Origin of the sequence: Tenacibaculum discolor, assembly GCF_003664185.1 — a bacterium.
GTDB lineage: Bacteria > Bacteroidota > Bacteroidia > Flavobacteriales > Flavobacteriaceae > Polaribacter > Polaribacter discolor.
Genome location: NZ_RCCS01000005.1, coordinates 45,410 through 72,178, shown reverse-complemented (window position 1 = coordinate 72,178; position 26,769 = coordinate 45,410). Strand labels below are relative to the sequence as shown.

The window sequence follows — 26,769 nt, the reverse complement described above, 5'->3', positions numbered from 1 at the left end:
GGAGCGTATTTTGATTTGGTTTTTAGTTGGGTTAAAAAATGTTAAAAAGAAGTAATTTTTATTTAATCTAAAATACTGGTTTTTAGGTAATTGTATTGTGTTAGTTTTTTGCTTAAAAATAATAGGATAGTGTTATTTTTAAATGAGAGGATTTTTTTAAGAATTTTATTTTAAAATAAAATAGGGCTGAAACATTTGTTTCAGCCCTACCTAAAAGTTTTTTAAGAGGATTGTTTAGGGGAATAATAAATTTTATGTTGGGTTTGTTTCTCCGAAAAAGAACCAATTTAATCCTTTCTTTAAAGGGTTTGTTTCGTTTTTAACTTTTTCAGCTTCTTCTTTAGAAAGTTCTTCGTTAAAAAGATCAACCACAAACTCATTGTAAGTTTTACCAACCTCTTCTTTTAAGTAAGCATCAAAATACATTTCACTTGCTTTCTCACCTTTTAGTTTTTCAATATCTAAAAGTGTTTTGTATATAGGCTCAATCTTTTTTACAACTCCATCTGGAACAGCTTTTCTTCTGGCCGTATATCCAACAGTTTTACCATCTTCATCTTTATCAATAGTAAAATCGGTAATAACCCAGTAATATCTACCCGTTCTTGTTAGGTTTTTAACAATAGCGTGAAAGTTTTCGCCTTTTTTAAGAGCATCCCATAGTACTTTAAAAGCTACCTTAGGCATGTCTGGATGACGAATAATATTATGAGGTTCACCAACTAATTCAATAGTGCTATATTCACAGGTGTTAGAAAAAACATCGTTAGCATATAAAATAGTTCCGTAAATATCGGTTTTACTCACAATAGTTTTTGTTTTGTCCCATTGTACTTCTTCGTCAATAATGTGTCTTTGTGTAGTTTCCATTTTTTATTTGGTTTAAGGTTATGGCAAAATTCAGGAAATTTTTAAAGACGAAATATGACTTTTATCAGGTTACAAATTCTTTTTACTTCATAACAAAATGTATATTTGTAAGTTCAAACAAACAAGAACGAACCTATGAGAGATTCTAGAAAAAGGCATGAAGCACTACTTTATCATGCCAAGCCGAAGCCGGGAAAAATAGCAGTAGTACCTACCAAAAAATATGCAACTCAACACGATTTATCGTTAGCATATTCACCAGGAGTAGCAGAGCCTTGTTTAGAAATAGCTAAAGACAAAAATAACGTTTATAAATACACATCAAAAGGCAACTTAGTAGCTGTTATTTCAAATGGAACAGCGGTTTTAGGACTAGGAGATATTGGTCCTGAAGCATCCAAACCAGTAATGGAAGGAAAAGGGCTGCTATTTAAAATTTTCGCAGATATTGATGTTTTTGATATTGAAGTAGATACTACAGATGTAGATAAATTTGTTGAAACTGTTAAGGCCATTGCTCCAACTTTTGGAGGAATTAACTTAGAAGATATTAAAGCTCCTGAAGCTTTTGAAATAGAAAGACGATTAAAAGAGGAGTTAGATATCCCTGTAATGCACGATGATCAGCACGGTACAGCAATTATTTCTGCCGCAGCCTTAAAAAATGCATTAGAAATTAATGAAAAGGACATTAAGGAGGTAAAAATTGTTGTTAACGGAGCGGGAGCCGCAGCAATATCATGTACACGTTTATATTTAGCCTTAGGTGCGAGTCGCGAAAATGTAATTATGTGTGATAGTAAAGGTGTTATCAGAAAAGATAGAGGTAATCTAACATCACAAAAAGCGGAATTTGCTACAGACAAAGATGTAAATACATTAGAAGAAGCAATGTTAAATGCAGATGTGTTTATTGGTTTGTCAAAAGGAAATGTGGTATCACCTGAAATGTTATTGTCAATGGCGAAAAACCCTATTGTTTTTGCAATGGCAAACCCTGAACCAGAAATTGAATATGATTTAGCAATTGCTACAAGAGACGATATTATCATGGCAACTGGAAGGTCAGATCATCCTAATCAGGTGAATAATGTATTAGGTTTTCCTTTTATTTTCCGTGGAGCATTAGATGTACGAGCAAGAAAGATTAACGAAGACATGAAAATGGCAGCGGTACATGCATTAGCAGATTTAGCAAAGCAATCAGTACCAGAACAGGTAAATATTGTATATGATGAGGTAAGCCTTTCTTTTGGAAAAGAATATATTATCCCTAAGCCATTTGATCCAAGATTAATTTATGAAATTCCACCAGCAATTGCAAAAGCTGCGATGGATTCAGGTGTAGCTCAAGAACCTATTGAAGATTGGGATAAGTACCGTGAAGAGTTAATGGATCGTTCAGGAACAGGAAGCAAAGAAGTACGATTACTACACAATAGAGCTAAAAAGAACCCTAAGAGATTAGTGTTTGCTGAAGCAGATCATTTAGATGTGTTAAAGGCGGCACAGAGAGTGTATGAAGAAAAAATTGGAAAACCAATTTTATTAGGAAGAAGAGAAATTATTTTAGAGTTGAAAAAGGAGTTAGGATTTGATGCTGATGTACCGATTATTGATCCTAAAACTGATGAGGAAGAAGAAAGAAGAAATCGTTATGCAGAAGCTTTCTGGAAAACGAGACAACGTAAAGGAATAACTTTTTTAGAAGCTCAAAAATGGATGCGTGAACGTAACTATTTTGCAGCAATGATGGTTAATTCTGGAGAAGCAGACGCGTTGATTACAGGATATTCAAGACCTTATCCGTCTGTAGTAAAACCAATGTTAGAGTTGATTGAAAAAGATCAAGGTGTAACAAGGGTCGCTGCAACAAATATGATGTTAACAAAGCAAGGACCTATGTTCTTAGCAGATACCACAATTAACATCAATCCAACGGCAAAAGATTTAGCAAAAATTACACAGTTAACATCAGTGTTAGCTAAGATGTTTGGAATGAAACCAAATGTTGCAATGTTAGGCTTTTCAAACTTTGGGTCATCAAAATCAGAAAGTTCAACAAAGATTAGAGAAGCAGTTTCTTACATTCATCGTCATTACCCAAATGTTGTGGTAGATGGTGAGCTACAAGCAGATTTTGCTTTAAATCCTGAATTATTAGCAAAAGAATTTCCATTCTCTAAATTAAATGGTAAAAGAGCAAATGTGTTAATTTTCCCTAATTTAGAGTCAGCAAACATAACTTATAAGTTAATGAAAGCTGTTGATGAAGTAGAAACTATAGGGCCAATTTTACTAGGAATGAGTAAGCCAGTACACATCTTGCAATTGGGGGCAAGTGTTGATGAAATGGTAAATATGGCAGCAGTTGCTGTAGTAGATGCTCAAAACAAGGAGATGAAAGCTAAAAACAAAGTTTCTCAATAGATTAAGAGAAATTTTTTTAAAAGAGAATTTTGTCTATTTTAGACAAATAGAAAAAATAGCTGGATGATAACACAAATAAGGGGAAAACTTGTGGAAAAAAATCCTACATACGCTGTTGTAGATTGCAATGGAGTAGGATACTTAATGCATATTTCTTTAAACACATATTCATCATTACCAAACGATGAATATGTGTTGTTGTATACACACTTATCTATTAGAGAAGATGCTCATACTTTATATGGGTTTTCAACAAAAATTGAACGAGAAGTTTTTAGATTATTAACCTCCGTTTCAGGTGTAGGACCAAGTACTGCACGAACGATGTTGTCTTCTATGACTTCAGAAGAGGTTTCGCAAGCTATAGCTTCTGAAAATGTAAAACTGATTCAAACAGTTAAAGGTATTGGAGCTAAAACAGCACAAAGAGTTATTGTTGATTTAAAAGATAAGGTATTAAAAACTTTTGATATTGACGAAGTTTCTGTGGTACAGAACAATACAAATAAAGAAGAAGCGTTATCTGCTTTAGAGGTTCTTGGGTTTGCACGGAAGCAAGCTGACAAGGTAATAGGGAATATATTAAAAGAAACACCTGATGCAAGTGTTGAAAAGCTCATAAAACAGGCGTTAAAAAATTTATAAAAAAGGTTGGAAAAAACAGTTATGAATAGATTACTTACGGTACTTACTGTTTTAGTAAGTGTTGTTTCGTTTTCGCAAAATACTCAAAAAGATAGCGTTAATGCTGTTAAAAAAGACACTGTAATTCCCCTTAAATACAAATTTAAATATAATCAAAACGGAACACTTTACTTAAATAACCCTACTCAAAAAGTAGTTACTTATGACAAGGCGTTAAATAAGTTTATGATCGTAGAAAAAATAGGAGACTACTATGTAGGAACGCCTATTTTTATGACTCCCAAAGAATATGATGAATACCGTTTAAAAAATGATTTAAAAGATTACTTTAAAGAAAAAGTAGATGCTACTAACCCTAAAAAGAAAGGGAATGAAGCAGCTCGTAAAAACTTATTACCTAAATACTACGTAAATTCTAAGTTTTTTGAATCCGTTTTTGGAGGAAATACAGTTGAGGTAAATCCAACAGGGCAGATTAATATTAAACTTGGAGGAGTATATCAAAATAATGAAAACCCTCAAATTTCTGTTGAGAATCAAAGCAGTTTTACATTTGATTTTGATCAACAGATTAGTGCAAGCTTACAAGCTAAAGTGGGTAAACGATTAACGGTAACAGCAAATTATGATACCCAATCAACTTTCGATTTTCAAAATATCATAAAGCTAGAATATACTCCAACAGAAGATGATATTATTAGAAATATAGAGGCGGGTAATATTAGTATGCCAATTAAAAACTCGCTTATTAATGGAGCACAATCGTTATTTGGGGTAAAAACAGAATTGCAATTTGGTAAAACATACATAACTGCTGCTTTTTCGCAACAAAATTCACAATCAAAAACAGTGGTAGCAGAAGGCGGAGCAACTATTGAGCCTTTTGAATTACGAGCTTCAGATTATGACAATGACCGACACTTCTTCTTATCACAGTATTTTAGAAAAAATTATAAAAAAGCTTTAGAAAACTATCCATTAATTAATAGTCCTATAAATATTACAAGAGTTGAAGTTTGGGTAACTAATAGAAACCAAAACGTAAGTGATTACCGTAGTATTGTAGCTCTTGCCGATTTAGGAGAGTCAGAAGATGCAAATGAGGTAAATCCAGCTGAAATAACAACAACACCAGGAGCAATATCAGTTAACTCAGAAATTATACCATATAATGGAGTGAATAACCTAAGTTCATTACTAGCAGCAAACTCAGGAGGAATTAGAGATGTTGCAACAATTGATGCCGCTATTAATGGTATTGGAGTACCAGCACAACAAGGGTTTAACTATACATATTTGCAAAATGCTCGTAGATTACAACCTAACGAATTTAAACTACACTCACAATTAGGTTTTATTTCATTAAATAGAAGATTAAACGATGGAGAGGTTTTAGCGGTAGCTTTTGAGTATACTGTGGTTGGAGCTTCTAATGGAGAAACAGTATTTAAAGTAGGAGAGTTTTCAAACGATGGAGTTGTAGCACCAGCAAACATTGCAGTTAAGTTATTACGAAGTGAAATTTTAAACACTGTTCGCCCAAATACATCTACATCTACCAGTCTTGGGGAGCCATTTCCAACATGGCGTTTAATGATGAAAAACGTATATGCTTTAGGAGCTTTTCCGTTACAGCGCGATGGATTTCGTTTTGAGTTATTGTATCGTGATGATGAAACAGGAACGTTACAAAATACTCTGCAAAAAGCACAAACACCCGGGATAACAGATAAACCATTATTACGTATTTTAAACTTAGATAAATTAGATCAAAGTGAATACGCTGTTCCTAATGGAGATGGTTTCTTTGATTACGTTGAAGGAATTACAGTAAATTCTGAAAGAGGATATGTTCTATTTCCCGAACCAGAACCATTTGGTAATGATTTAAAGGATGAACTTACCAATCCAACAGATCAAGATAAGTATGTGTTTGAAGAATTATACTTAACCACAAAAATCCAAGCAAAAAACGAGTATCAGAATTTAGATAAATTCTTTTTAAAAGGATATTTTAAGTCAGAAACTAGTAGAGGAATTTCTCTTGGAGCTTTTAATGTACCTAGAGGTTCGGTGAGAGTTACTGCAGGAGGAAGACAACTGGTTGAAGGAATAGATTATGTGGTAGATTATCAGTTAGGTCGTGTACAAATTTTAGATCCAGGTTTAGAAGCTTCAGGAATTCCAATCAATGCATCTGTAGAAAATAATACATTTTTTAACCAGCAGCGAAAAACATTTATAGGAATAGATGTTGAACACCGTTTTTCTGAAGATTTTATTTTAGGTGGAACTTTTTTAAATGTTAGTGAAAAACCAATTACGCCAAAAGTTAATTTAGGAGGAGAACCTATAGATAATATCATGTTAGGTTTGAACTTAGATTACTCTTCGGAAGTACCATATTTAACAAAGCTAGCAAATAAACTACCTTTTGTTGAAACTGAAGCTCCGTCTAATGTTTCGGTTAGAGCGGATATGGCTTATTTATTACCAGGATCTCCTAGTGGAATTAATGTAGATGGTACTGCAACTTCGTATTTAGATGATTTTGAAGCTTCACAAATACCTATTAATTTAAGCTCACCACAACAATGGTTTTTGGCAAGTACACCAGAATCACAAGGGTTTGATGGAGGAACATTTGGTTTAGAATACAATTACAAAAGAGGAAAATTAGCTTGGTATAATATTGATCAACTATTTTATGGTAGTGGAAATAGGCCAGATAATATTGATGAAAATGAACTATCTAGAGACGAGGTACGTCAAATTCGCTATAATGAATTATTTCCGAATACAGACTTAGATATTACACAACAAAATTTAGTTAGAACTTTAGATTTAGCTTATTATCCAGCAGAAAGAGGTCCTTATAACTATAATGAGAATGCAAATACCGTTACCGCTGAGGAGCGTTGGGGAGGTATTATGCGATCGTTAACTACAAACAATTTTGAACAAGCAAATGTTGAGTATATCCAGTTTTGGTTAATGGACCCGTATGAAAATTACTCAATAACAACTGAAGAAGGCCTACCAGCTGGAATTAATCCAAATGATCCAACAAACCAAGTAGGAAAGTTATTTATAAACTTAGGTAATGTTTCTGAAGATATCTTAAAAGATGGTAGAAAGCAGTATGAAAATGGACTTCCTGCTGATGGACAAAAGGCAGACGGAGGTAACATTCAAACATCTATTTGGGGAGATACACCTATAAACCCTTCTATTTTGTATGCTTTTGACTCTAGTAATGATGCAAGAACCAACCAAGATATTGGTTTAGATGGATTAAACGATGAGGAGGAAAGAGTAAAGTATCCTGCATTTGCAGGATTAGATGATCCTGCTGGAGATAACTTCCAGTTCTTTAGAGGTGGAGCTATTGAAAGTACTAACCCATCAGTTTTATCTAGATATAAAAACTTTAACGGAACTGAAGGTAACTCACCTACAGCAAGTCAATCAGGAGAATCTTACCCGACATCATCTACCACTTACCCAGATACAGAAGATATTAATAAGGATCAAACAATGAATCCTGTAAATAGTTATTTTGAGTATGAGGTTTCTTTAAATAAAACAGATTTAGTATTAGGACAAAATCATATTATTGATGTTAAAACACAAAATGTAACACTTCTAAACGGAGCAACAAGAAGCACTAAATGGTATCAATTTAGAATACCAGTTAGAAATGTTACTGATGCTCAGAAAATTAATGGAATTACCGATTTTAATAGTATCCGTTTTATACGAATGTTTTTAACACAATTCAAAATGCCAGTAGTATTACGTTTTGGAGAATTAGAATTGGTAAGAGGAGACTGGAGACGTTACACAAAAACATTACCAGACACAAGTATTCCTTCTGAGGATTTAGATGCAGATGAATTAAACAAGTTTGAGGTAGGTGTAGTAAGTATTGAGCAAAATCAAGATCGTTATAAGTTACCACCAGGAATTCAAAGAGAACGTTTACAAGGAACAAATAGAATTCAACGTCAAAATGAGCAATCTGTAACTTTAAAGGTAACTGACTTAGAAGCAGACGAAGTTAGGACGATTTATAAAAATATTAGTATTGATATGCGTAGGTATAAAAAACTACGTATGTTTTTACATGCTGAAAACCAAAACAGTGCAACAGGAGCTAATGATGATGAAATGGTTGCTATTATACGTTTAGGTACAGATTTAAACGATAACTACTACCAAGTAGAAAAACCATTAAAAATATCTACATCGAATGCATCATCTCTAGATGTTTGGCCTAAAGAAAATAATTTAGATATTCCGTTAGAAGAATTAGCTAACTTAAAAATTGAAAGACCTACAGGTAGTAACCTTACTGATGTGTATTCATCAACAAGTTCTAACGGATTAAAAATTTCTGTAAGAGGTAATCCAACATTAGCACAAGTAAGAACTGTAATGTTAGGGGTGAAAAATACTGTTGCCGATGAGAAAACTGTAGAAGTTTGGTTTAATGAATTACGTGCTGTTGGTTTTGATAATAAAGGAGGATGGGCAGCTGTGGTAAATGCAGATGCTAATATGGCGGATGTGATGGATGTGTCTTTAGCAGGAAGAATGTCAACCATAGGTTTTGGTAATGTAGAAGACCGTGTACAACAAAGAAGCATTGAAGAAATAAAACAATATAGCGTAGCTACAAATATTCAGTTAGGTAAAATGATGCCTAAAAAATGGAACATGCAAGTGCCGATGAATTACAGCTATGGAGAAGAATTTAGAGATCCAAAATACGATCCACAATTCCAAGACGTAGAATTAGAAGATGCAATTGATAAAAACCCAAATAGTAAAAATGCTCAAGATTATACAAGAAGAAAAAGCATTAGTTTTATCAATGTAAAAAAGAATAGAAATCCAGAGAGTAAGAAGAAACCTAAATTTTATGATGTAGAGAATTTCTCTGCTTCGTATGCACATAGTGAAGAGTTTCATAAAGATTACAATATTGAAAGCTATGTAAACAAAAATGTAATGGCAGGAGCTAGTTATAATTTCACTTTTGTTCCTTTTAATATAGAACCATTTAAAAAATCAGAAGGATTTAAAAATAGATACTTACAATTTATAAGAGATCTAAACTTTAATCCAGTACCAAAAACAATAGCATTAAACTCAAGAATTAACAGAAACTATAATAGTCAACAATCTAGAAATCTAATTATTGACCCTGTTAATCCTTTACCTGCACAGCCAGAGTTAATTCAACGAAGATTTTTATTTAATTGGGATTATACAATTGGTTTTGATTTAACTAAGTCGCTACAATTAAACTTCAATGCAGCGAACAACTACATATATGATAGTTTTGGTGAAGATGAACAATTAGAAGTTTACGATCAATTTTTCAGTATAGGAAGACCCGATAATTATCACCAGAAGTTAAATGCAACTTATAAACTACCATTAGATAAATTCCCGTTCTTGAATTTTATCAATGCAGATTATGGTTATACAGCTGATTTTGATTGGAAAGCAGGATCGCAAAGTTATATTGAGCAAGTTGGAAACATGATTCAAAATGCCAACACACATAACTTAAATACAAATATAGATTTCGGTCGTTTTTATAAAATTGTTGGTGTAGATAAACTACTATTAAAGGGAACTAAAAAACAACCTACTCAAAAAGGAACAGCTACATTAGGGGGAAATCAAGTAGCACAAAAAGCAAAACTTAAAAAGAAAGCTACTTTTGGACAGAAATTAGGAAAGGGAGTATATGATGTGTTAACTTCTGTAAAAAGAGCAAAAATTAGTTATTCTCAAAACAACGGAACATTATTACAAGGGTACAAACCTTCAGTTGGGTTCTTAGGAAGAAATGGTTTTGATGGAGGATTAGCTCCAACATTAGGATTTGTGTTTGGTAGTCAAACAGATATTTTAAATACGGCTATAGAGAATGGATGGTTAATTACTAGAAATTCAGGAGATGAGTATTACAGTAAGAACTATTCTAAAACAAGGTATAAAAAGCTAGATTATAACGTGTCTGTAAAACCATTTAGAGATTTAACTATTGATTTACGTGGAAACAGAATTCAAACTAGTAATTTAACGCAACAGTTAGACGTAATTTCAAATGGTAACGGAGGTTTTGAACAAGACCCGAATATTAAACCTTTTGAAACTGGTAATTATAGTATTAGTCATTTTATGTTAGGAACTATTTTTACTGACAATGAAAGGTTATATCAAAATTTCTTAGACTATAGAAGTACTATTTCAGATAGAATAGCTACCGAAAGAGGAATAGCAGCAAACGATCCTGATCGAAACAATAATAACCCTGGGTTTAAGGAAAATGGACAACAAGCAATGTTACCAGCATTTATTGCAGCATACTCAGGAAATAGCCCAAATTCAGTAAGTACAGGAATCTTTAAAAATATACCAATTCCAAACTGGACATTACGCTATAATGGTTTTATGAAGTATAAGTGGTTTAAGAAAAACTTTACTTCTTTCACCTTATCACATGGCTATAAATCTTCGTATACAATAGGTAATTACACCAATAATTTACAGTACGATTCAAATATACCAACAAATACAAATACTTCTGGTAATTATCAATCAGAACTCTTAATTTCGTCGGCAACTTTAATTGATGAGTTTTCACCATTAATAAAAGTTGATTTTAGAATGAAAAATTCAGTTTCATTCAAAGGAGAGATAAGAAGAGACAGATCTTTAACATTAAATTTTAACAACAATACTTTAACAGACATTAAAGGAACAGAATATGTTTTAGGATTTGGATATAAGATAAGAGATGTTAAATTTGTCACCAGATTTACAGGGAAGAAAGAAACTCTAAAAGGAGATATAAATTTAAGAGCTGATATTTCGTTAAGAGATAACTTAACGTTGATAAGAAGTGTAGATGAAGAGAATAGTCAGATTACAGGAGGCGAGAAATTATTTGGATTAAAATTTATTGCCGACTATAATTTAAGTAGCAATTTAACAGCATCTTTTTATTATAATCACCAAACGTTTGAATACGCAGTTTCTACAACTTTTCCAAGACAATCTATTAATGCAGGAATTAATTTAGTATACAACTTAGGAAATTAAAACAAACACAATAAAAAATCATTACAATGAACATTCCATCAGAATTAAAGTACACCAAAGACCACGAGTGGGTTAAAGTAGAAAATGGTGTAGCAACTATTGGTATTACTGATTTTGCACAAGGAGAGTTAGGAGATATCGTATACGTTGACGTAGATACATTAGATGAGGAATTAGATGCCGAAGAAGTTTTCGGTTCTGTAGAAGCAGTAAAAACAGTTTCAGACCTTTTCATGCCTTTATCAGGAGAAGTAGTAGAGTTTAACGAAGCGTTAGAAGATGAACCAGAATTAGTAAATTCAGATCCTTATGGAAATGGGTGGATGATAAAGGTAAAATTATCTGACGATTCACAAGTAGCAGATTTATTGAGTGCTGAAGCATACCAAGAACTTATTAAAGGATAAACTAATCATAATAGCAATACTAATAACTTTAAGTATTGCTATTATTAGTTTAATAAAACTAGAAAAAGCTCCTATACAAGTTAATCATATAGATAAGTTAGAACATGCTTTTGCTTATTTCGTGTTAAGTTTAGTATGGTTGCTAGCTTTAAAAACAACAAAAATTAATAAATATATTATCGTTTTTTGTTGTTTTTTTTACGGCATAATTATTGAGGTTCTACAAGTTACAACCACGTCATATAGATCAGGAGAGATTTTAGATATAATGGCAAATACGACGGGTATTTTAATAGCTTTCATAGTTTACAACTCTTTTTTTAAGAAAAATAAAGCTATTTAAAGATTAAGCTTGTAAAAGTTGAAATAAATTAATTAAATTAGCGAACTATTAAAAACATTTAGGATGGAAATCAAGAAAAATCCAAAATCAAACTTAGAAAACTATAGTAAACTATTTATGCAAATAGGTTTGGTTTTAGCTTTATTTGTAACGTATGTTGCTATTGAAAATAAGACATATGATAAAGAATATGGAGAGTTAGGTATGGCTAACATGGCTTCTGATATTGAAGAGGAAACTATTGAACTTCAAATTGAGCCACCAAAGCCTAAACCAAATACGCCTCCACCACCAGCTCCTGAAAAAATTGAAGTAGTAGAAGACGAGGAAGAAATAGAAGAAACAGTAATTGAATCTACTGAAACTGATGAATCTGAAGCTGTAGAGGTAGAAGATATTCAAGAAGTAGAAGAGGTAGAAGAGGTAGTAGAAGATGTACCATTCGCTATTATTGAAGAAGTTCCTGTATTTCCAGGGTGTAGCGGAACTAAGGCTCAAAAGAAAGAATGTTTAAATAAAAAGTTACAAAAGCATATTCAACGTAACTTTAATGCAGAACTTGCTAATGAGTTAGGTTTATCTCCAGGGAAGAAAAGAATCTATGTTCAGTTTAAAATTGACAAAGATGGATCTATTACAAATGTAGTAGCTAGAGCACCGCATCCAAGATTAAAGAAGGAAGCAGAAAGAGTTGCTAGAAAGATACCTAAAATGAAACCTGGTAGACAAAGAGGTAGACCAGTAAGAGTAGGTTATACTTTACCAATTACATTTAATGTAGAGTAGTAATAGCTTAAATAAAAGATAAAAAAGGCAATCCAAAATGGATTGCCTTTTTTATTGGCACGTTTCTTGTTTTTAACAAAGTATTAACATAAAAATATAGTACTATGAAAACACCTAAGAAACATGCTAAGAAGCAATTAGAAAAATTCTCAACTATTTTTACACAGTTAGGCTTGGTGCTAACTTTATTTGTAGTTTTTCTTGTTTTAGAACACGAAACAGCTAAAGATGTAGCAATAGTTAAACCTACCAATGCACAAGTTTATGAGAAAGTTTACACTTTTGATAAACCTGTTATTATAAAAAGAAAAGTAAAAGAAATTGAAAAGCCAAAGCAAGAGCGTGTAATTAAAGAAGTATTTAAACCAGAAGTAGTAGATAATAATACAGAAACCAATACTGTAATAGATTTACCTGCAGATGAAGCACCTATTGATTTAAATCAAATTCCAGAGTTAAAAGAAACTGAAATTATAAAAGATATTGACGATCCAGTTTCAATAAACAATGTGCAAAATACTCCAGTTTTTAAAGGTTGTGAAGGACTTTCAGAAGAAGAAAATATAAAATGTTTTGAAAGAAAAATACAACAACATATACAACGTAATTTCAACTCTGAATTGGCTCAAGATGTAGGATTAAGTTCTGGAAAATATAAAATATTAACACAGTTTGTCATTGATAAATTAGGTAATGTTACGGATATTCAAATTAGAGCACCGCATGCTAAATTAGAAAAGGAAACGGATAGAGTGGTAAATAAAATTCCAAAATTTACTCCAGGTAAACAGAATAATAAAGAAGTAAAAGTAAAATATATGCTGCCTATTACTTTTAGAGTGGAATAAAAAGTAAAAACTCAGCCAACTGGTTGAGTTTTTTTATTTTTGTTATATATGAATACAAACAAAACATTTTTTGCACACGAAACAGCAGTTATTGATGACGGTTGTAAAATTGGAGATGGTACCAAAATATGGCACTTTAGTCATATTATGCCTAATTGCATTATTGGGAACAACTGTAATATTGGACAAAATGTTGTGGTGTCACCAAAAGTTGTTTTAGGAAATAATGTTAAGGTTCAAAATAATGTTTCTATATATACAGGAGTAACATGCGAAGACGATGTTTTTTTAGGACCCTCTATGGTTTTTACAAATGTAATTAATCCACGTAGTGCAATAAAAAGACAAGATCAGTATTTAGAAACAATTGTTAAAAAAGGCGCGAGTATAGGAGCAAATGCAACAATTGTGTGCGGTAATAATATTGGAGAGTATGCTTTTATAGGGGCAGGAGCAGTGGTAACTAAAGAAGTGCAACCTTACGCTTTGGTTGTAGGAAATCCATCAAAACAAATAGGATGGATTAGCGAATACGGACATCGTTTAACTTTTGATAAAGATGGTTTTGCTATTTGCCCAGAAAGTGGAGAGAAATATACCTTGAAAAACAATAAGTTAAGAAAACTTTAAGTTAAAGTTTAAAAAAAGTAAAAAAAATATTTGTGAAAAGAAAAAATCTTATTTATATTTGAACAGTGGTTTTAAAACCACTTTCTTTTTCTTTTTCATAGCAATTTTTCCCACTCAATTTTGAGTGGGTTTTCTTTTTATAAAAACTTCCCAAATAAGGTAAGTATACAGAATTAGATACTCCAAAGTAATTAACCAAAGATTTTCTTTCCATGGAGAGTTAGCATATGCTTGATAACTCAATATAATTACTAAACTCCATAAAACAGTATAGCGATATTGGGTAAACACTGATAAAATTAAAAGAGTTGCTATATACCAAGGGTGCATTGTTGTTGTTAAAAAATAATAGAATGATAAAGTAAATAACATACTTACGATTAACTGTTTTATAGACCTGTTTTTTTTGAAAAAAGTAAGAATCAATAAAAAGAAAATAGTAACAATAGGTATAATCTTACCAATAATAGCTATTTCATTATAGCCTCTAAATAAATAACCAATTTCTCTGGCTAAGTAGTAAAAACTAGCATTAAATTCAAAATTTCTGAACCATAATCCAACAGAGTTCATGTAGTTTGAAACTAATTCAGAGGAATAAAATGGAAGAAAAAGTAAAATGACTGTAAAAATTACAGTAACATAGAAGGATACTAATTTTTTGAAACCCCTAAGAAATGAAAAATCATTCTTTACAAACCATTGAAAAAATAAGGGTAAAAAGAGTAAAGGAATTAATTTAACTGAAACTGAACAAGCTAGTAATATAGCTGCTGAAAACCATTTTTGTTGCTGTAACTTATAAATGCTCCAAACCAAAAAAAATAACATTACAGGTTCAAAATGCAAGTTTCCAGTAAGTTCAATTATCACAAAAGGATTTAAAATGTATAGAAAAATGTTTTTAACAGGTAACTGTAGCCTTTCTAAAAGCTTTTTTCCGAAGTATAAAATACCTATATCAGCTAAAATAATTAACACTCTCATTATGATAACACTCCCGATAATGCTATTTTTAGCCAAAAGAGCAGCTATTAAAAAACAAAGTTGATTAATTGGAGGATAGTTGGTATAATGACTACCATTCAAAGCCCCCATTCCTTTATATAACTCGTTAGCTTGGTTTATGGGATAGTTGTTTTGCTCAATAAATGTTTGAGGCAAGGATAAATAAGGATTTAATCCTCCTAAAATCATACGACCATCCCAGATAAATCGATAGAAATCTTGTGATAAATTAGGAATAGCAGAAAAGAAAACCAATCGAAATAAAACAGCAATACTAGCTAAATGTACAAAGGATAACTGCTTATTTTGTAAAAGACCAAAATAACAAGTAAATAAGGTAACCCATAGAAAAAGTAACTTATTAAACTCAGTACGTTCAATTGTATAAGCAAATAAAAAATACAGCACTACACTAACAAATGTTAGCATAATTGAGCTATATTTTTTAAAAAAAGACATCTAAGCTTTTGAGAAAATGGATTTAAAAAAGACGTATCCAAAGCCAACAAATAACATTAGGTGAAAAGGGAACAAACCAAAATCTCCACCTTGATCACCAACTGTAAAAGCACTATACATACCAAAAGCAAAGTATAAAGCTAACAAACCTTCTATAACCACATGTAAAGAAGGCCTTTTACGAATGTATTTATTGTTTTTCCAACTATCTTTTAAAGACTTAATATTGAATTTAGGTGTTCTTACAAATTCACTTTTTTTACCTAAATGACCTTCCAATACAGCAATAGTATTGTGTAAAGAAAAGCCCATAGCAATAGAGAAAAAAGCAAAAAAGGCACCAATATATTTGATAAAATTCCAAAAGCCTCCACCATAAGTTCTTTTATACATAAACCAGTAACAGATAAAGAAAATAAAGGTACTTACAATGAAAAAACTCATTACTAAAAAGTAAATTTTTAAATGAGCATATTCATTTTTAATATATAGCATAGGTATACTTAAAACAGCAACTAAAAATATGCAAGTAAACATAGAGCTATTTAGTAAGTGCAGCGTTCCATGAAGTTTTGTTTTAAAAGGAATATTAGAACTTGTAATAATCCTTTTTAACATTTTCTGAAAATTCTCTGCCCCACCTTTATTCCATCTAAACTGTTGAGAACGAGCAGCACTAATAACTACAGGTAATTCAGCAGGAGTAACTACATTCTCTAAGTATTTAAACTTCCAGTTTTTTAATTGAGCTCGATAGCTTAAATCTAAATCTTCAGTTAATGTATCACCTTCCCAATTTCCAGCGTCGTAAATACATTCTTTACGCCAAATACCCGCAGTACCATTAAAATTGATAAAATGTCCTTGACTATTTCTACCTACTTGCTCCAGTGTAAAATGTGCATCTAAAGCAAAGGCTTGAATTTTTGTTAAGGTTGAATAGTTTCTATTAATGTGTCCCCAACGAGTTTGTACTACCCCTATTTCAGGATCTTTAAAATATGGAACGGTTTCCAGTAACCAATTTTCTTTAGGTAAAAAGTCAGCATCAAAAATAGCAATGAACTCACCTTTAGCTGTTTTAAGTCCTTCTTTTAGAGCACCAGCTTTGAATCCTTGACGATTTTCACGTCGAATATGTTGAATGTCTAAACCTGTTTTTTGAAGCTCTTTAATTTGTACAGCTGTACTCTCAACAGATTCATCGGTAGAGTCATCTAATACTTGAATTTCTAACCTTTCGTGTGGATAATCTAACTTGGCAATATTGCTTAATAAACGCTCCATTACATAAAGTTCATTATAAACAGGTAACTGTATTGTTACATACGGAACTTTGTTAATATCAGATAAATCTAATGTAGGTATGTTTTCCTTTCTTTTCTGAGCTTTTAAATAATTGATAAGCAGATTTAACTGTGCTATAGCGTATAGCAGTATAAGTACTAATGATATAGTGTATACTGTAATTATTATGTATTCTAAGACCATTATTTAAAGCTATATTTAAAGATCCAACCTAAAATTTTTATGCCGGCTAATATACTACCTTTTACAGTTCCTGAAACCTTTGAAACGCCAATTCTATTTCTATATTTCATTGGAATTTCTGCATAAGATAATTTTTGTTTTAAAGCCTTTAACTGCATCTCTACTGTCCAACCATACGTTTTATCTTCCATGTTTAAAGCAAGTAATTTATTATACTTAATAGCTCTAAAAGGACCTAAATCTGTAAAAGTTGCACCAAAAAATAATTTCATTAAAAAGGTTGCTAGCCAATTACCAAAAACTTGTTGAGGAGTCATAGAACCCTTTTCTCGTAGTCGTTGTACACGAGCACCAATTACAAAATCAATATCATCATTTATTATTGGAGCTATAAGTTCGGTAAGTTGTTCAGGGTAATCAGAATAATCACCATCTAAAAAAACAATAATATCAGGTTTGTTGTTTGGGTTTTTTATAGAAGATGAAGCTATGTATTCCATTCCTTTCAAGCAAGCGTAACCGTAGCCTTTTCTATCTTCGGTGAGTACAGTAGCTCCTGCATTTTTAGCATTAATTTCAGTGTTATCTGTTGAATTGTTACTAATAACAATTACCTCGTTTACCAAAGAGGGAATATCATTAATTACATGTACAATTGAATCTTGTTCGTTATACGCGGGGATGATAACTTTTATAAGTGGATTCATTTATTATTTTAAGTCGTTGAGATTGTTTTCTTCTGCAAAAGAAGACAAATTATTCCATTCTTTTAACTTTACTCCTTCTTTAAACTTTACAGCTTTTGTTAATTTGTGTTTTTTGTATAATAAACAGTATCCGTTTTTTTTATTGTTTTTGATTTGACACTTTTGATAAGTGTTACCTTTTTTACTATAAAAAATCCACCATTTGCTTTGAATACCATTAACAAAGTGTCCTTCCTTTTCTTTAGAGGAGTTTTCACGATAAAAGAACCAGTATTTTACAGGAAGATTACTTTTAAATCTACCTTCTTTTTTTATGTTTCCATTTTTATAATAGAAGATCCAATAATCGGTTTTCTGATTGTTTTCAAGCCAACCTTCTTTCTTTAATGTTCCGTTTTCATAGAATGATTTATGATATATTTTTTGTCCAACTAAAGAGAAAGTAATAAAAAAGCATACTATGAAAACATTATTTTTCATTCACTAATTTCATTAAATCTACATCGTTACCTAATAAAATTTCTGTTGGATTAATACGCCCTTTTTCTGGACCATTTTCTAGCTTTAAAACTCCACGAGGACATACTGCTGAACAAACTCCGCATCCAACACAACTTGCACGAACAATATTTTCTCCTTTTTGGGCGTATGAACGCACATCAATACCTTGCTCACAATACGTAGAACAATTTCCGCAAGAAATACATTGTCCACCGTTAGTAGTAATTCTGAAACGAGATTTAAAACGTTGAACAATTCCTAAATAAGCGGCTAATGGACAACCAAAACGACACCAAACACGATTTCCAAAAATTGGATAAAATCCAGTACCAATAACTCCTGCAAACCAAGCACCTATTAAAAAGCTATACGTGTCTTTAATCCATTGAGAATTAATTCCAAGGAAAGATTGCGCTCCAGTAAAGTAACAGTATAACGTTACAACGGTCATTACCAACGAAAATACTAAGACACTATGTATTAACCAACGTTCTAATTTCCATGCATTCATACTTTTGTTAGAATGTTGACGGTATGGATCACCTAAAGTTTCTGCTAAACCACCACAACCGCAAACCCAAGAACAATACCATCTTTTTCCGAAGAAATATACCATTACAGGAACAATGATAAGTGTAAGTACAATACCCCAAACTAAAATAAATAAACCAATAGCTCCGCTGTTTCTTAAACTATCTAAATTCCATTCAAAAAAGAAGTCATAATCTAATGGAAAGGCATTTTTAAAATCATACCCTGGCATATTTAAACTTGTCATTATTTCTGGAATAAGGAAGGCAAATACAATTTGAAAGAATAATACAGAAGTTGTTCTAATAACTTGATATTTATTGTGTCTGTATTTTATATACATTCTTACTCCCATTGTAAGCATAATTACACAGTATAAAAAACCATATACGAACCACTGACTTGCTTCGCCACCGTTTAAAAACTTGCTAATAGGATCTAATATAAAAGTCCAGTTAACAACATAGTCAGGAAAAAAATAAAGTAATAAGTAAAATACTACCAGATAAATTAAAACTAACCAAGCTATCCAACCACGGTTTGTGCTAGCTTCTAAATAAATACCGTTGTTTTTTATTCCTTTATGCCCTAATAAAATAAAATTAGGAAGTATAAATAACAGCGCCCCTAAAATACCTAAACCAAAAGTGAGTAACCATAGTAAGCCAGAGTTGTTTTTAACAAAACCATTACCTGATCTTTTAGCTAATTCATAACTTAACGTATGAGGTTTACCATAAATTAAATATTGGTATTGTTCACCTTTTTTATCCCAGTTCTTTTCAGCATCGTATTTAGCAATTAGAGTATTGTAATGATTGTTAGATGCTTCATAAGCATTTCTAACTCGGCTAGAAAACTCAAAAATATTTAAGCTTTCATCGGTAACAATAGTTTTGTTAAGTTCATCTTTTATAATTTCACTTTTATATCCTTTTTCAGTAATGAATGAGTCTAATTTTGATTGACTTAAATTAAAAGAGCCTGTAAAAATTACTCCTGAAAAAATGATTAACCCTATTAAGAATAGCAGTAAACCTGTTTGTTTTATTATTTTCATCTTAAACTCTACTGAAAATTCTTTTCCAGCTTTTCTTTTTTAATTGAATATTGGTGTTGTTTTCTTTGTTGAATTTTGCCACAATTTCTGACTCATGAAGTTTGTAAAATTCAGGGTCGAAGTTGGCATCTGCTAAATGCTCTAAAACATAGTTTACAGATTGCTTTTCATTCAAAGCCTTGTCAAAAAATTCATGACGCATACGTATACCTAATGTATTTATACCAAGAAATTTTTGCGTGTTTTTATCATAGTTAATTCGAATACATTTTTTACCACTCTCATGTTCCCAGAAAAAATGCGCTTCATTTTCTTTAGGTTGTGGCCATACCCAACCATAGGTTTGGTATTCAATATCAATAAATTTTGCTGAGTTAAACCAGTGTCCTGGTTTATATTGAATTCGGTTACCACAAATAGTTTGCGCAACAGTTTCACCCATCATTCTACCAGTGTACCAAACAGCTTCAATAGGACGACGTAAACCAATCGCTTCATGTTGTTCAGCACAATCACCTATAGCATACACATCTTTGATGTTGGTTTCTAAAAAGCGATTGACTTTAACACCTCTGCCAAGTTCAATTTCAGAATCTTTTAAAAAGTTAATATTAGGAGAAACACCAGCAGTCAAACCAACAACATTACAAGGTATTTCTTCACCGGTTTCTTCAATAATTACAGATGTAACTTGTCCGTTTTTATCTGATTTTATCTCCTTCAAGTTTACGCCTAATCGTAAATCGATATGATTTTCTGTAATTTCACGATTTATCATGGCAGATTCTTCCAAAGGCAATACTTTATCCCAGAAACTATCTTCACGAACTAGAAAGGTAACAGGAATATTTCTGCTATGAAGCATTTCGGCAAGTTCAATACCAATTAAACCTCCACCAACAATTACAGCTCTTTTACACACATCATTATTTGGGGCGTATTTTTCAAGAGCCTCTAAATCTTGTTTATGATACATTCCCATAACACCTTTTAAATCTTGACCAGGCCAGCCAAATTTGTTAGGTTTTGAACCGGTGGCAATAATTAATTTATCGTAAGACAATTTCTCCCCAGTACTAAACTCTACTTCTTCTTTTGATGAATGTATTTTTGAAATAAAACCTTTTTTGAGATCAATATTGTTTTTTTTCCAAAACCAAGATTCATAAGGTTGTGTATGTTCAAATTTCATGTGTCCCATGTACACATACATTAAAGCGGTTCTTGAAAAGAACTCATCAGTTTCAGAAGAAATAATGGTGATTTTTTTATCTGATAATTTTCTGATATGCCTTGCGGCTGTAACCCCAGAAATTCCATTACCAATAATAACAACGTGCTCCATAAATGTTGATTTGCAGTTTAGGTCGTTGCTAAAGTTAAGAACTTAATAAAGGAATTAAATTTAGAATGATTTTAAATAAATAGGTTTTGTAAGTGGAGTTTTTTTAAGGCGACCTATGATTTATATAAAATTTATCATATGAAACGACAATTAATAAGCTTTTCAATTTTATTCTTTTTGGTAGTACAAATTTCAAATGCTCAAGAAGATAAAGTAGAAAAATCAAACATTCAAACGTATACACCATCTAAACTTTTAAACAATGGACAATGGGATATTAAGTGGTTTAATAACTTGTATACAGAAACAAAATTTGCTGATGCCGATGGTAAAAGTAAATCAAAGCTAAGAGAAAACTACTTTACTTCAACATTAGAAGCTTTTACAGGAATTTCAGAAAACAACCGTATTAATATAGGAGCAATCATTGAGTTTCGTTCTAATACAATTGGCGATCGCCAAGCATTATCAGTATTTAGTCTAAAAGATAATCCAAATACAGAGAGAAAAGGAATTACATCATTTGCACCAGCTATTAAGTTCCAACCATTAAAAAATGTAGGAAATTTTTCAGTTCAATCAGCAGTACATATTCCTTTAGTTAGCAATGAAACAGAAAATGGTGTGTTTTTGGATCAAACAGCTTGGACTTTTCAAAATCGATTCTTTTATGATTATACTTTTTCTAATGGAAAATGGCAGTTGTTTACAGAGTTAAATACAGAGTATAATTTTGGGGATGAGGATAGTTTTGCCAACAATACTTTTTTATTAGCTCCAGGAATCTTCTTTAGTTATTTTCCAAATGAAAAGTCTACAGTTTTGGCTTTTACACAGCATTCACAAAGGTTTGGAGATTTTACACAAGATTATACAGCTTTAGGTTTAGGTGGAAAATATCAAATTACCAAGACTTTAAACTTAGAAGTATTGTATAGTAATTTTGTTAGAGGAACAAACAATGGCTTAGGACAAAGTTTTAATTTAGGAATCCGAGCATTATTTTAAAAACAGTAAATTAGAGGGGTAATGAACACTCTAAAACTCTTTTTATTAAGTTTAATCCTTTTTTGTAGCTCTTGCACGAGTCAGTCAAAAAAGATAAACGGAATTAGTTTTGTTGCTTCTTCAAAAGAAATAACAAACCAACATATTGATGATGTAAAAAAGGTGTCAGCAAATTATGTTACACTAATGCCTTTTGGTTTTGTTAAAAATTTATCATCTCCTAAAGTAATTTACAATTCCAAAAATCAATGGTTTGGAGAAACAAAAGAAGGCGTAAAACAATATGCTAGAGAGTTTCAACGAAGTAAGATAAAGATTATGTTGAAACCACAAATTTGGGTTTGGAATGGTGTTTATACAGGAGCTATAAAAATGAATTCTGAAGCTAAATGGAAGGAGTTAGAGGAGTCTTATGAGAATTTTATTCTTGTTTTTGCAGAAGTGGCTGAAGAAATAAATGCAGAAATTTTTTGTATTGGTACAGAATTGGAGCAGTTTGTGAAAAACCGACCTCAGTATTGGCAAAAACTCATAAAAAAAATCAGAAAAGTATATTCAGGGAAATTGACTTATGCGGCAAACTGGGATGAGTTTAAGCGAGTAAGTTTTTGGAAAGATTTAGATTTTGTAGGGATTGATGCTTACTTTCCATTAAGTGATCAGAAATCTCCATGTATAGATGATTTAGAAAGAGGATGGCAACCGCACAAGAATGAAGTTATTCAGGTTCAAAGTAAGTTTAATAAACCTGTTTTATTTACTGAGTACGGGTATAGAAGTGTAAATTTTACAGGGAAAGAACCATGGAACTCAGGAAGAATTGAAGGAGATGTAAATTTAGAAAATCAACAAAAAGCATTACAAGCTCTGTATAATCAGTTTTGGAAAGAAGATTGGTTTGCAGGTGGTTTTGTTTGGAAATGGTTTCATAATCATAAAGAAGTAGGAGGTCAAGATAACAATCGGTTTACACCACAAAACAAACCAGCGGAATTGACTATAAAAAAGATGTATGAAAGTAGTAGGTAAGAAGTATGATAAACAACACTTATTTCTTCTAAAAACAATAATTTTTGCAGTGTTTTGGTTGTCTGTAAACAGCTATTCACAAGAAAGAAGAATAGAAAAAATCACTTTTTTAGGAACCAAAAAAACTAAAAAACATGTTTTAAGGAGGATATTGAGTTCAAAAGAAAATAATGTACTTGATTCAATTGTACTGAAGAATGATATGACTCGCTTAAAGCGCTTACCAGCAATTTCTAACGCATATTTTAAAGCATCATGTTCTGATAGTAAATGTAATGTTGTTGTAACGGTAGAAGAGAACTTTACAATAATTCCTGAAATCAACTTTCACAAGACAATTAACCAAAAGCTGGCTTACAGAATTGGAGTTGGTGAGTATAATTTTTTAGGAAGGAATATTGTTTTAGGTGGATTTTATCAATATAACGGATTTGATTCTTACGGAGTTAATTTTAGAGCTCCTACGTTGTTTTCAGTAAAATGGGGGCTAGCATTAAATCATCAAAACTGGACAAGTGAAGAGCCATTGTATTTTGAGAATGAATCAGCTAATTATAAGTATCAGAATATCTCTTACGAGGCTTTAGCTTTATATCAACACGATTTTAAAAATCAGTTACAGTTTGGAGTTAACTTTTTTAAAGAAAAGTATAACTATTTAAACGGAAGCATTTCATCAGAGGTTCCGACTGAGCTTAATGTTGATAAAAAGTTATTAAAGCTAATTTACACTTTTGATAATTTAGATTATAATTATCAATACATCAACGGGGTTAAAAATGAGTTTCATGGACAATATGTAACATCGGAGAATAAATATCAAAATGACTTTTTAATTTTTTGGAATGACTTATTTTACTTTAAAAGACTAGGTAATAAAGGAAATTGGGCAAATAGATTACGAGTTGGTTTGTCATCTAATGATGATACTCCATTTGCTCCATTCGCTTTAGATAATAATTTGAATTTAAGAGGCGTTGGTATTTTAGTTGATAGAGGTACAGGAAGCATTGTTTTAAATACAGAGTATCGCTATACTTTGTATGAAAAAAAATGGTTTGTTTTGCAAGGGAATGTCTTTACTGATGTTGGAACTTGGCGAAAGCCTGGAGGAGCGTTAAGCGATTTTGTAAATAGTGATAATATTAGAATGTATTCTGGTATTGGTTTGCGTTTTATTAATAAAAAAATATTCAATGCAGTTTTTAGAATTGATTATGGACATGGACTTACAAAGAATGCATCAAAAGGATTTGTATTTGGGATAGGTCAATATTTCTAATCGCAGGGCGATAGCCAAGAGTCCAATCTCCAAGGTTTGTTTATTTGTATAAAAAACGAGGTTGTAAAATACAAACCTCGCTTTTTAAATTATTCTTATGTAGAAAAATGTTTTATTTTTTCTTTGGGTGCACTAACTTCATTTCTTCAATTAAATGCTTTGCTCCTGCGTATTTATCAACAATAAATAATACATAACGAACATCTACCATAATATTTCTACAAATTTCTGGATCGTAATTCATGTCACTCATCGTTCCTTCCCAAACACGGTCAAAGTTTAAACCAATCAAGTTTCCGTGAGCATCAATTGCAGGACTTCCTGAGTTACCACCTGTGGTATGGTTAGTTCCTAAGAAGCAAACAGGCACTTTCCCGTTTTTATCAGTGTATTGTCCAAAGTCTTTAGCGTAGTATAAATCACGCAACTTTTGAGGAACATCGAATTCATAATCACCAGGAACATACTTTTCAATAACACCGTCTAAATAACTTACTGGATTATAGTATACGGCATCTCTTGGTGAATAACCACGAACTTGACCATAAGTAACACGTAATGTACTGTTAGCATCTGGAAAATAGCGCGCATTTGGTAACGCTTCCATTAATGCTTTCATGTATGTTTTTTGTAACGCTGTAATTGGCTGATTTTTTTGCTGAAACTCTGGATTGATTTTAGTATAAAACTCTTCAATCATAGGTTTTGCATATTGGTAAGCAGCATCCTTGTTTAAGTTTTTAACCACCTTTTTAGCATCACCTTCTAATAATTGTAAAGCTTTGTCTAAATCAATAAAACTTGTTTTGTCGTAAATAGAAGCATCTACATTAGTAGGGTTGTATAAAGGCATCACATTTTTAAACACACCTTTATCTACATTTACATCAAAGTTTTTATGAATTCCTTTAATTCTATTGATTAATGAAGTTTTTGCATCTTCAAACTTTTCAGGTTTATTTAAGGCTATTTGTTCTAATTGATACGCTCTAAAAGTCATTTGCATTAACTCATTAGTAACCAAGAAAACTTCAATAAAATTTCTTCTTTTAATATTGATATCAGCAAAATCGGCATACAATTTTTCAAACTCAGGAAGAATATTTCCGTAGGTATTTTCTAGTTTTTTTTCTTTTAGTGCTTTTTTGAATGTAGCTTCAAAAGCTTGACGCTCTGCAATAGCATTACTCTTTTTAATTCCTAAATTTTCACCAATCCATTTTTTCCAAGCATTTGCAATACGTGCTTGTTTTGAAGCATATTTAATACGAACAGCGTCACTTACTTTCATTTGTGCATCAATTTCTTTTAATGCAGCTTCTCTAATAGCAATGTTACTTGGGTTAAACTCTTGTGTAATATGCTTAATAGCAACGGCTGGTAAATACTCATTAGTACGACCTGGGAAACCAAAAACCATAGTAAAATCACCTTCTTCAATTCCGTCTAAAGAAACAGGTAAAAAGTGTTTTGGCTTGTAAGGAACGTTGTTTTTACTGTATTTAGCAGGACGATTGTTTTTATCAGCATAAATTCTAAATAATGAAAAATCTCCTGTATGACGTGGAAAAACCCAGTTATCGGTATCACTACCAAACTTACCTATACTGCTTGGTGGTGCCCCAACTAAACGAACATCTTCAAATTTTTCAGTAACAAATAAGAAATATTGGTTTCCTTTATAAAAAGGCTTCACCTTAATATTTTGCCAAGTCTCTTTTTTTGCTGATTTAGTAATTTCATTGATGTTTTTATCAATGGTTGATTGTTTTTCACGTTCAGTCATTGCGTTGTTAACTCCATTTAAAGCTTTGGTAGTCACATCATCAATACGAACAATAAACTCAACATATAAACCTTTGTTAGGCAATTCTTCTTTTTTACTCATAGCCCAAAAACCATCTTTTAAATAATCGTTCTCTAAAGATGAGTGTGATTGAATTTGTCCGAAACCACAGTGGTGATTGGTTAAAATTAATCCTTCAGGAGAAATTACTTCACTAGTACAACCTCCATTAAAATGCCCAATAGCATCTTTTAAACTAGAATTGTTTACATCATAAATGTCTTTTGCGGTAAGTTTACTTCCTAAAGAGGTCATTTCTTGTTCGTTCATTCCTTCTAAGAGCGAAGGAATCCACATGCCACCTTGTTGTGCAGTAACTTGAACGACAATAAATAAGAATAGAATTTTTATGTACTTCATTTGTTTGTTTTTAAAAAGCTAAAGATACAAATTGGTAGTAAAATAGCTTGTTGAAAGTATG

19 protein-coding genes are annotated in these 26,769 nt (G+C 31.6%); 11 read left to right on the top strand and 8 right to left on the bottom strand.

All coding sequences use genetic code 11. The annotated features are described in order from the left end of the window. Positions 1 to 252: 252 nt before the first annotated feature. Entirely contained in the window at positions 253 to 870 is a 618-nt protein-coding gene (locus tag C8N27_RS03835) for a PAS domain-containing protein (RefSeq protein ID WP_099214779.1), read from the bottom strand. Positions 871 to 1,005: 135 nt separating this feature from the next. Here C8N27_RS03835 and C8N27_RS03830 point away from each other — a divergent pair, with 135 nt between their 5' ends. From C8N27_RS03830 to C8N27_RS03795, 8 genes are all read left to right on the top strand, one after another. Further along, the gene (locus C8N27_RS03830) at positions 1,006 to 3,300 is read left to right on the top strand and encodes an NADP-dependent malic enzyme (protein WP_121146346.1); all 2,295 of its coding nucleotides are present in this window, start codon (positions 1,006 to 1,008) and stop codon (positions 3,298 to 3,300) included. Positions 3,301 to 3,363: 63 nt separating this feature from the next. After that, positions 3,364 to 3,945: a Holliday junction branch migration protein RuvA gene (ruvA, locus tag C8N27_RS03825; protein WP_099214777.1), complete on the top strand. Its 582-nt coding sequence runs from the start codon at positions 3,364 to 3,366 to the stop codon at positions 3,943 to 3,945. Between the two features lie 21 nt (positions 3,946 to 3,966). Continuing rightward, complete coding sequence (gene sov / locus C8N27_RS03820) at positions 3,967 to 11,067, top strand: T9SS outer membrane translocon Sov/SprA (protein WP_121146345.1); 7,101 nt, start codon at positions 3,967 to 3,969, stop codon at positions 11,065 to 11,067. A 26-nt stretch (positions 11,068 to 11,093) separates the two neighbouring features. Next, positions 11,094 to 11,474, top strand: coding sequence for a glycine cleavage system protein GcvH (gene gcvH, locus C8N27_RS03815; protein WP_047787900.1), 381 nt, complete (start codon positions 11,094 to 11,096; stop codon positions 11,472 to 11,474). After that, positions 11,440 to 11,817, top strand: coding sequence for a VanZ family protein (locus C8N27_RS16135; protein ID WP_262607241.1), 378 nt, complete (start codon positions 11,440 to 11,442; stop codon positions 11,815 to 11,817). The genes gcvH and C8N27_RS16135 overlap by 35 nt, the downstream gene beginning before the upstream one ends. 63 nt (positions 11,818 to 11,880) lie before the next feature. Beyond that, entirely contained in the window at positions 11,881 to 12,603 is a 723-nt protein-coding gene (locus tag C8N27_RS03805) for an energy transducer TonB (RefSeq protein ID WP_121146344.1), read from the top strand. A 104-nt stretch (positions 12,604 to 12,707) separates the two neighbouring features. Then, positions 12,708 to 13,451: an energy transducer TonB gene (locus tag C8N27_RS03800; protein WP_121146343.1), complete on the top strand. Its 744-nt coding sequence runs from the start codon at positions 12,708 to 12,710 to the stop codon at positions 13,449 to 13,451. A 48-nt stretch (positions 13,452 to 13,499) separates the two neighbouring features. Next, positions 13,500 to 14,081 (top strand): acyltransferase, encoded by a 582-nt coding sequence (locus C8N27_RS03795; protein WP_121146342.1) that lies wholly within the window; start codon positions 13,500 to 13,502, stop codon positions 14,079 to 14,081. Between the two features lie 114 nt (positions 14,082 to 14,195). Here C8N27_RS03795 and C8N27_RS03790 read toward each other — a convergent pair whose 3' ends face one another. From C8N27_RS03790 to C8N27_RS03765, 6 genes are read right to left on the bottom strand one after another with little or no spacing between them, the layout of a single operon-like run. Continuing rightward, positions 14,196 to 15,518, bottom strand: a complete 1,323-nt coding sequence (locus C8N27_RS03790) for an MptA/MptB family glycosyltransferase (RefSeq protein ID WP_394342558.1) — start codon at positions 15,516 to 15,518, stop codon at positions 14,196 to 14,198. A 30-nt stretch (positions 15,519 to 15,548) separates the two neighbouring features. Continuing rightward, positions 15,549 to 17,039 carry a cellulose synthase family protein gene (locus C8N27_RS03785; protein ID WP_121146340.1) on the bottom strand — a complete coding sequence of 497 codons (1,491 nt, stop codon included), beginning with the start codon at positions 17,037 to 17,039 and terminating at the stop codon, positions 15,549 to 15,551. Next, positions 17,039 to 17,746, bottom strand: coding sequence for a glycosyltransferase family 2 protein (locus tag C8N27_RS03780; RefSeq protein WP_121146339.1), 708 nt, complete (start codon positions 17,744 to 17,746; stop codon positions 17,039 to 17,041). Before C8N27_RS03780 ends, C8N27_RS03785 begins: the two co-directional genes overlap by 1 nt. A gap of 3 nt (positions 17,747 to 17,749) precedes the next feature. Further along, the gene (locus C8N27_RS03775; RefSeq protein WP_121146338.1) at positions 17,750 to 18,226 is read right to left on the bottom strand and encodes a toxin-antitoxin system YwqK family antitoxin; all 477 of its coding nucleotides are present in this window, start codon (positions 18,224 to 18,226) and stop codon (positions 17,750 to 17,752) included. Next, positions 18,216 to 19,838 carry a 4Fe-4S binding protein gene (locus C8N27_RS03770; protein WP_121146337.1) on the bottom strand — a complete coding sequence of 541 codons (1,623 nt, stop codon included), beginning with the start codon at positions 19,836 to 19,838 and terminating at the stop codon, positions 18,216 to 18,218. Before C8N27_RS03770 ends, C8N27_RS03775 begins: the two co-directional genes overlap by 11 nt. A gap of 1 nt (position 19,839) precedes the next feature. Further along, positions 19,840 to 21,183, bottom strand: coding sequence for an NAD(P)/FAD-dependent oxidoreductase (locus C8N27_RS03765; RefSeq protein WP_121146336.1), 1,344 nt, complete (start codon positions 21,181 to 21,183; stop codon positions 19,840 to 19,842). A gap of 138 nt (positions 21,184 to 21,321) precedes the next feature. Here C8N27_RS03765 and C8N27_RS03760 point away from each other — a divergent pair, with 138 nt between their 5' ends. From C8N27_RS03760 to C8N27_RS03750, 3 genes are read left to right on the top strand one after another with little or no spacing between them, the layout of a single operon-like run. After that, positions 21,322 to 22,191: a transporter gene (locus tag C8N27_RS03760; protein ID WP_121146335.1), complete on the top strand. Its 870-nt coding sequence runs from the start codon at positions 21,322 to 21,324 to the stop codon at positions 22,189 to 22,191. 21 nt (positions 22,192 to 22,212) lie between these two features. Continuing rightward, positions 22,213 to 23,220, top strand: a complete 1,008-nt coding sequence (locus C8N27_RS03755) for a glycoside hydrolase family 113 (protein ID WP_121146334.1) — start codon at positions 22,213 to 22,215, stop codon at positions 23,218 to 23,220. Further along, complete coding sequence (locus C8N27_RS03750; RefSeq protein ID WP_121146333.1) at positions 23,204 to 24,502, top strand: POTRA domain-containing protein; 1,299 nt, start codon at positions 23,204 to 23,206, stop codon at positions 24,500 to 24,502. The genes C8N27_RS03755 and C8N27_RS03750 overlap by 17 nt, the downstream gene beginning before the upstream one ends. Positions 24,503 to 24,614: 112 nt before the next feature. On the opposite strand, the gene C8N27_RS03745 is transcribed toward C8N27_RS03750, so the two are convergent. Next, entirely contained in the window at positions 24,615 to 26,708 is a 2,094-nt protein-coding gene (locus C8N27_RS03745) for a S46 family peptidase (RefSeq protein WP_121146332.1), read from the bottom strand. Positions 26,709 to 26,769: the final 61 nt, after the last annotated feature.

Bases quoted from the DNA above. Each gene is read 5' to 3' on its own strand.
- C8N27_RS03835 (WP_099214779.1), bottom strand. From the start codon at position 870: ATGGAAACTACACAAAGACACATTATTGACGAAGAAGTACAATGGGAC.
- C8N27_RS03830 (WP_121146346.1), top strand. From the start codon at position 1,006: ATGAGAGATTCTAGAAAAAGGCATGAAGCACTACTTTATCATGCCAAG.
- ruvA (WP_099214777.1), top strand. From the start codon at position 3,364: ATGATAACACAAATAAGGGGAAAACTTGTGGAAAAAAATCCTACATAC.
- sov (WP_121146345.1), top strand. From the start codon at position 3,967: ATGAATAGATTACTTACGGTACTTACTGTTTTAGTAAGTGTTGTTTCG.
- gcvH (WP_047787900.1), top strand. From the start codon at position 11,094: ATGAACATTCCATCAGAATTAAAGTACACCAAAGACCACGAGTGGGTT.
- C8N27_RS03805 (WP_121146344.1), top strand. From the start codon at position 11,881: ATGGAAATCAAGAAAAATCCAAAATCAAACTTAGAAAACTATAGTAAA.
- C8N27_RS03800 (WP_121146343.1), top strand. From the start codon at position 12,708: ATGAAAACACCTAAGAAACATGCTAAGAAGCAATTAGAAAAATTCTCA.
- C8N27_RS03795 (WP_121146342.1), top strand. From the start codon at position 13,500: ATGAATACAAACAAAACATTTTTTGCACACGAAACAGCAGTTATTGAT.
- C8N27_RS03790 (WP_394342558.1), bottom strand. From the start codon at position 15,518: ATGCTAACATTTGTTAGTGTAGTGCTGTATTTTTTATTTGCTTATACA.
- C8N27_RS03785 (WP_121146340.1), bottom strand. From the start codon at position 17,039: ATGGTCTTAGAATACATAATAATTACAGTATACACTATATCATTAGTA.
- C8N27_RS03780 (WP_121146339.1), bottom strand. From the start codon at position 17,746: ATGAATCCACTTATAAAAGTTATCATCCCCGCGTATAACGAACAAGAT.
- C8N27_RS03775 (WP_121146338.1), bottom strand. From the start codon at position 18,226: ATGAAAAATAATGTTTTCATAGTATGCTTTTTTATTACTTTCTCTTTA.
- C8N27_RS03770 (WP_121146337.1), bottom strand. From the start codon at position 19,838: ATGAAAATAATAAAACAAACAGGTTTACTGCTATTCTTAATAGGGTTA.
- C8N27_RS03765 (WP_121146336.1), bottom strand. From the start codon at position 21,183: ATGGAGCACGTTGTTATTATTGGTAATGGAATTTCTGGGGTTACAGCC.
- C8N27_RS03760 (WP_121146335.1), top strand. From the start codon at position 21,322: ATGAAACGACAATTAATAAGCTTTTCAATTTTATTCTTTTTGGTAGTA.
- C8N27_RS03755 (WP_121146334.1), top strand. From the start codon at position 22,213: ATGAACACTCTAAAACTCTTTTTATTAAGTTTAATCCTTTTTTGTAGC.
- C8N27_RS03750 (WP_121146333.1), top strand. From the start codon at position 23,204: ATGAAAGTAGTAGGTAAGAAGTATGATAAACAACACTTATTTCTTCTA.
- C8N27_RS03745 (WP_121146332.1), bottom strand. From the start codon at position 26,708: ATGAAGTACATAAAAATTCTATTCTTATTTATTGTCGTTCAAGTTACT.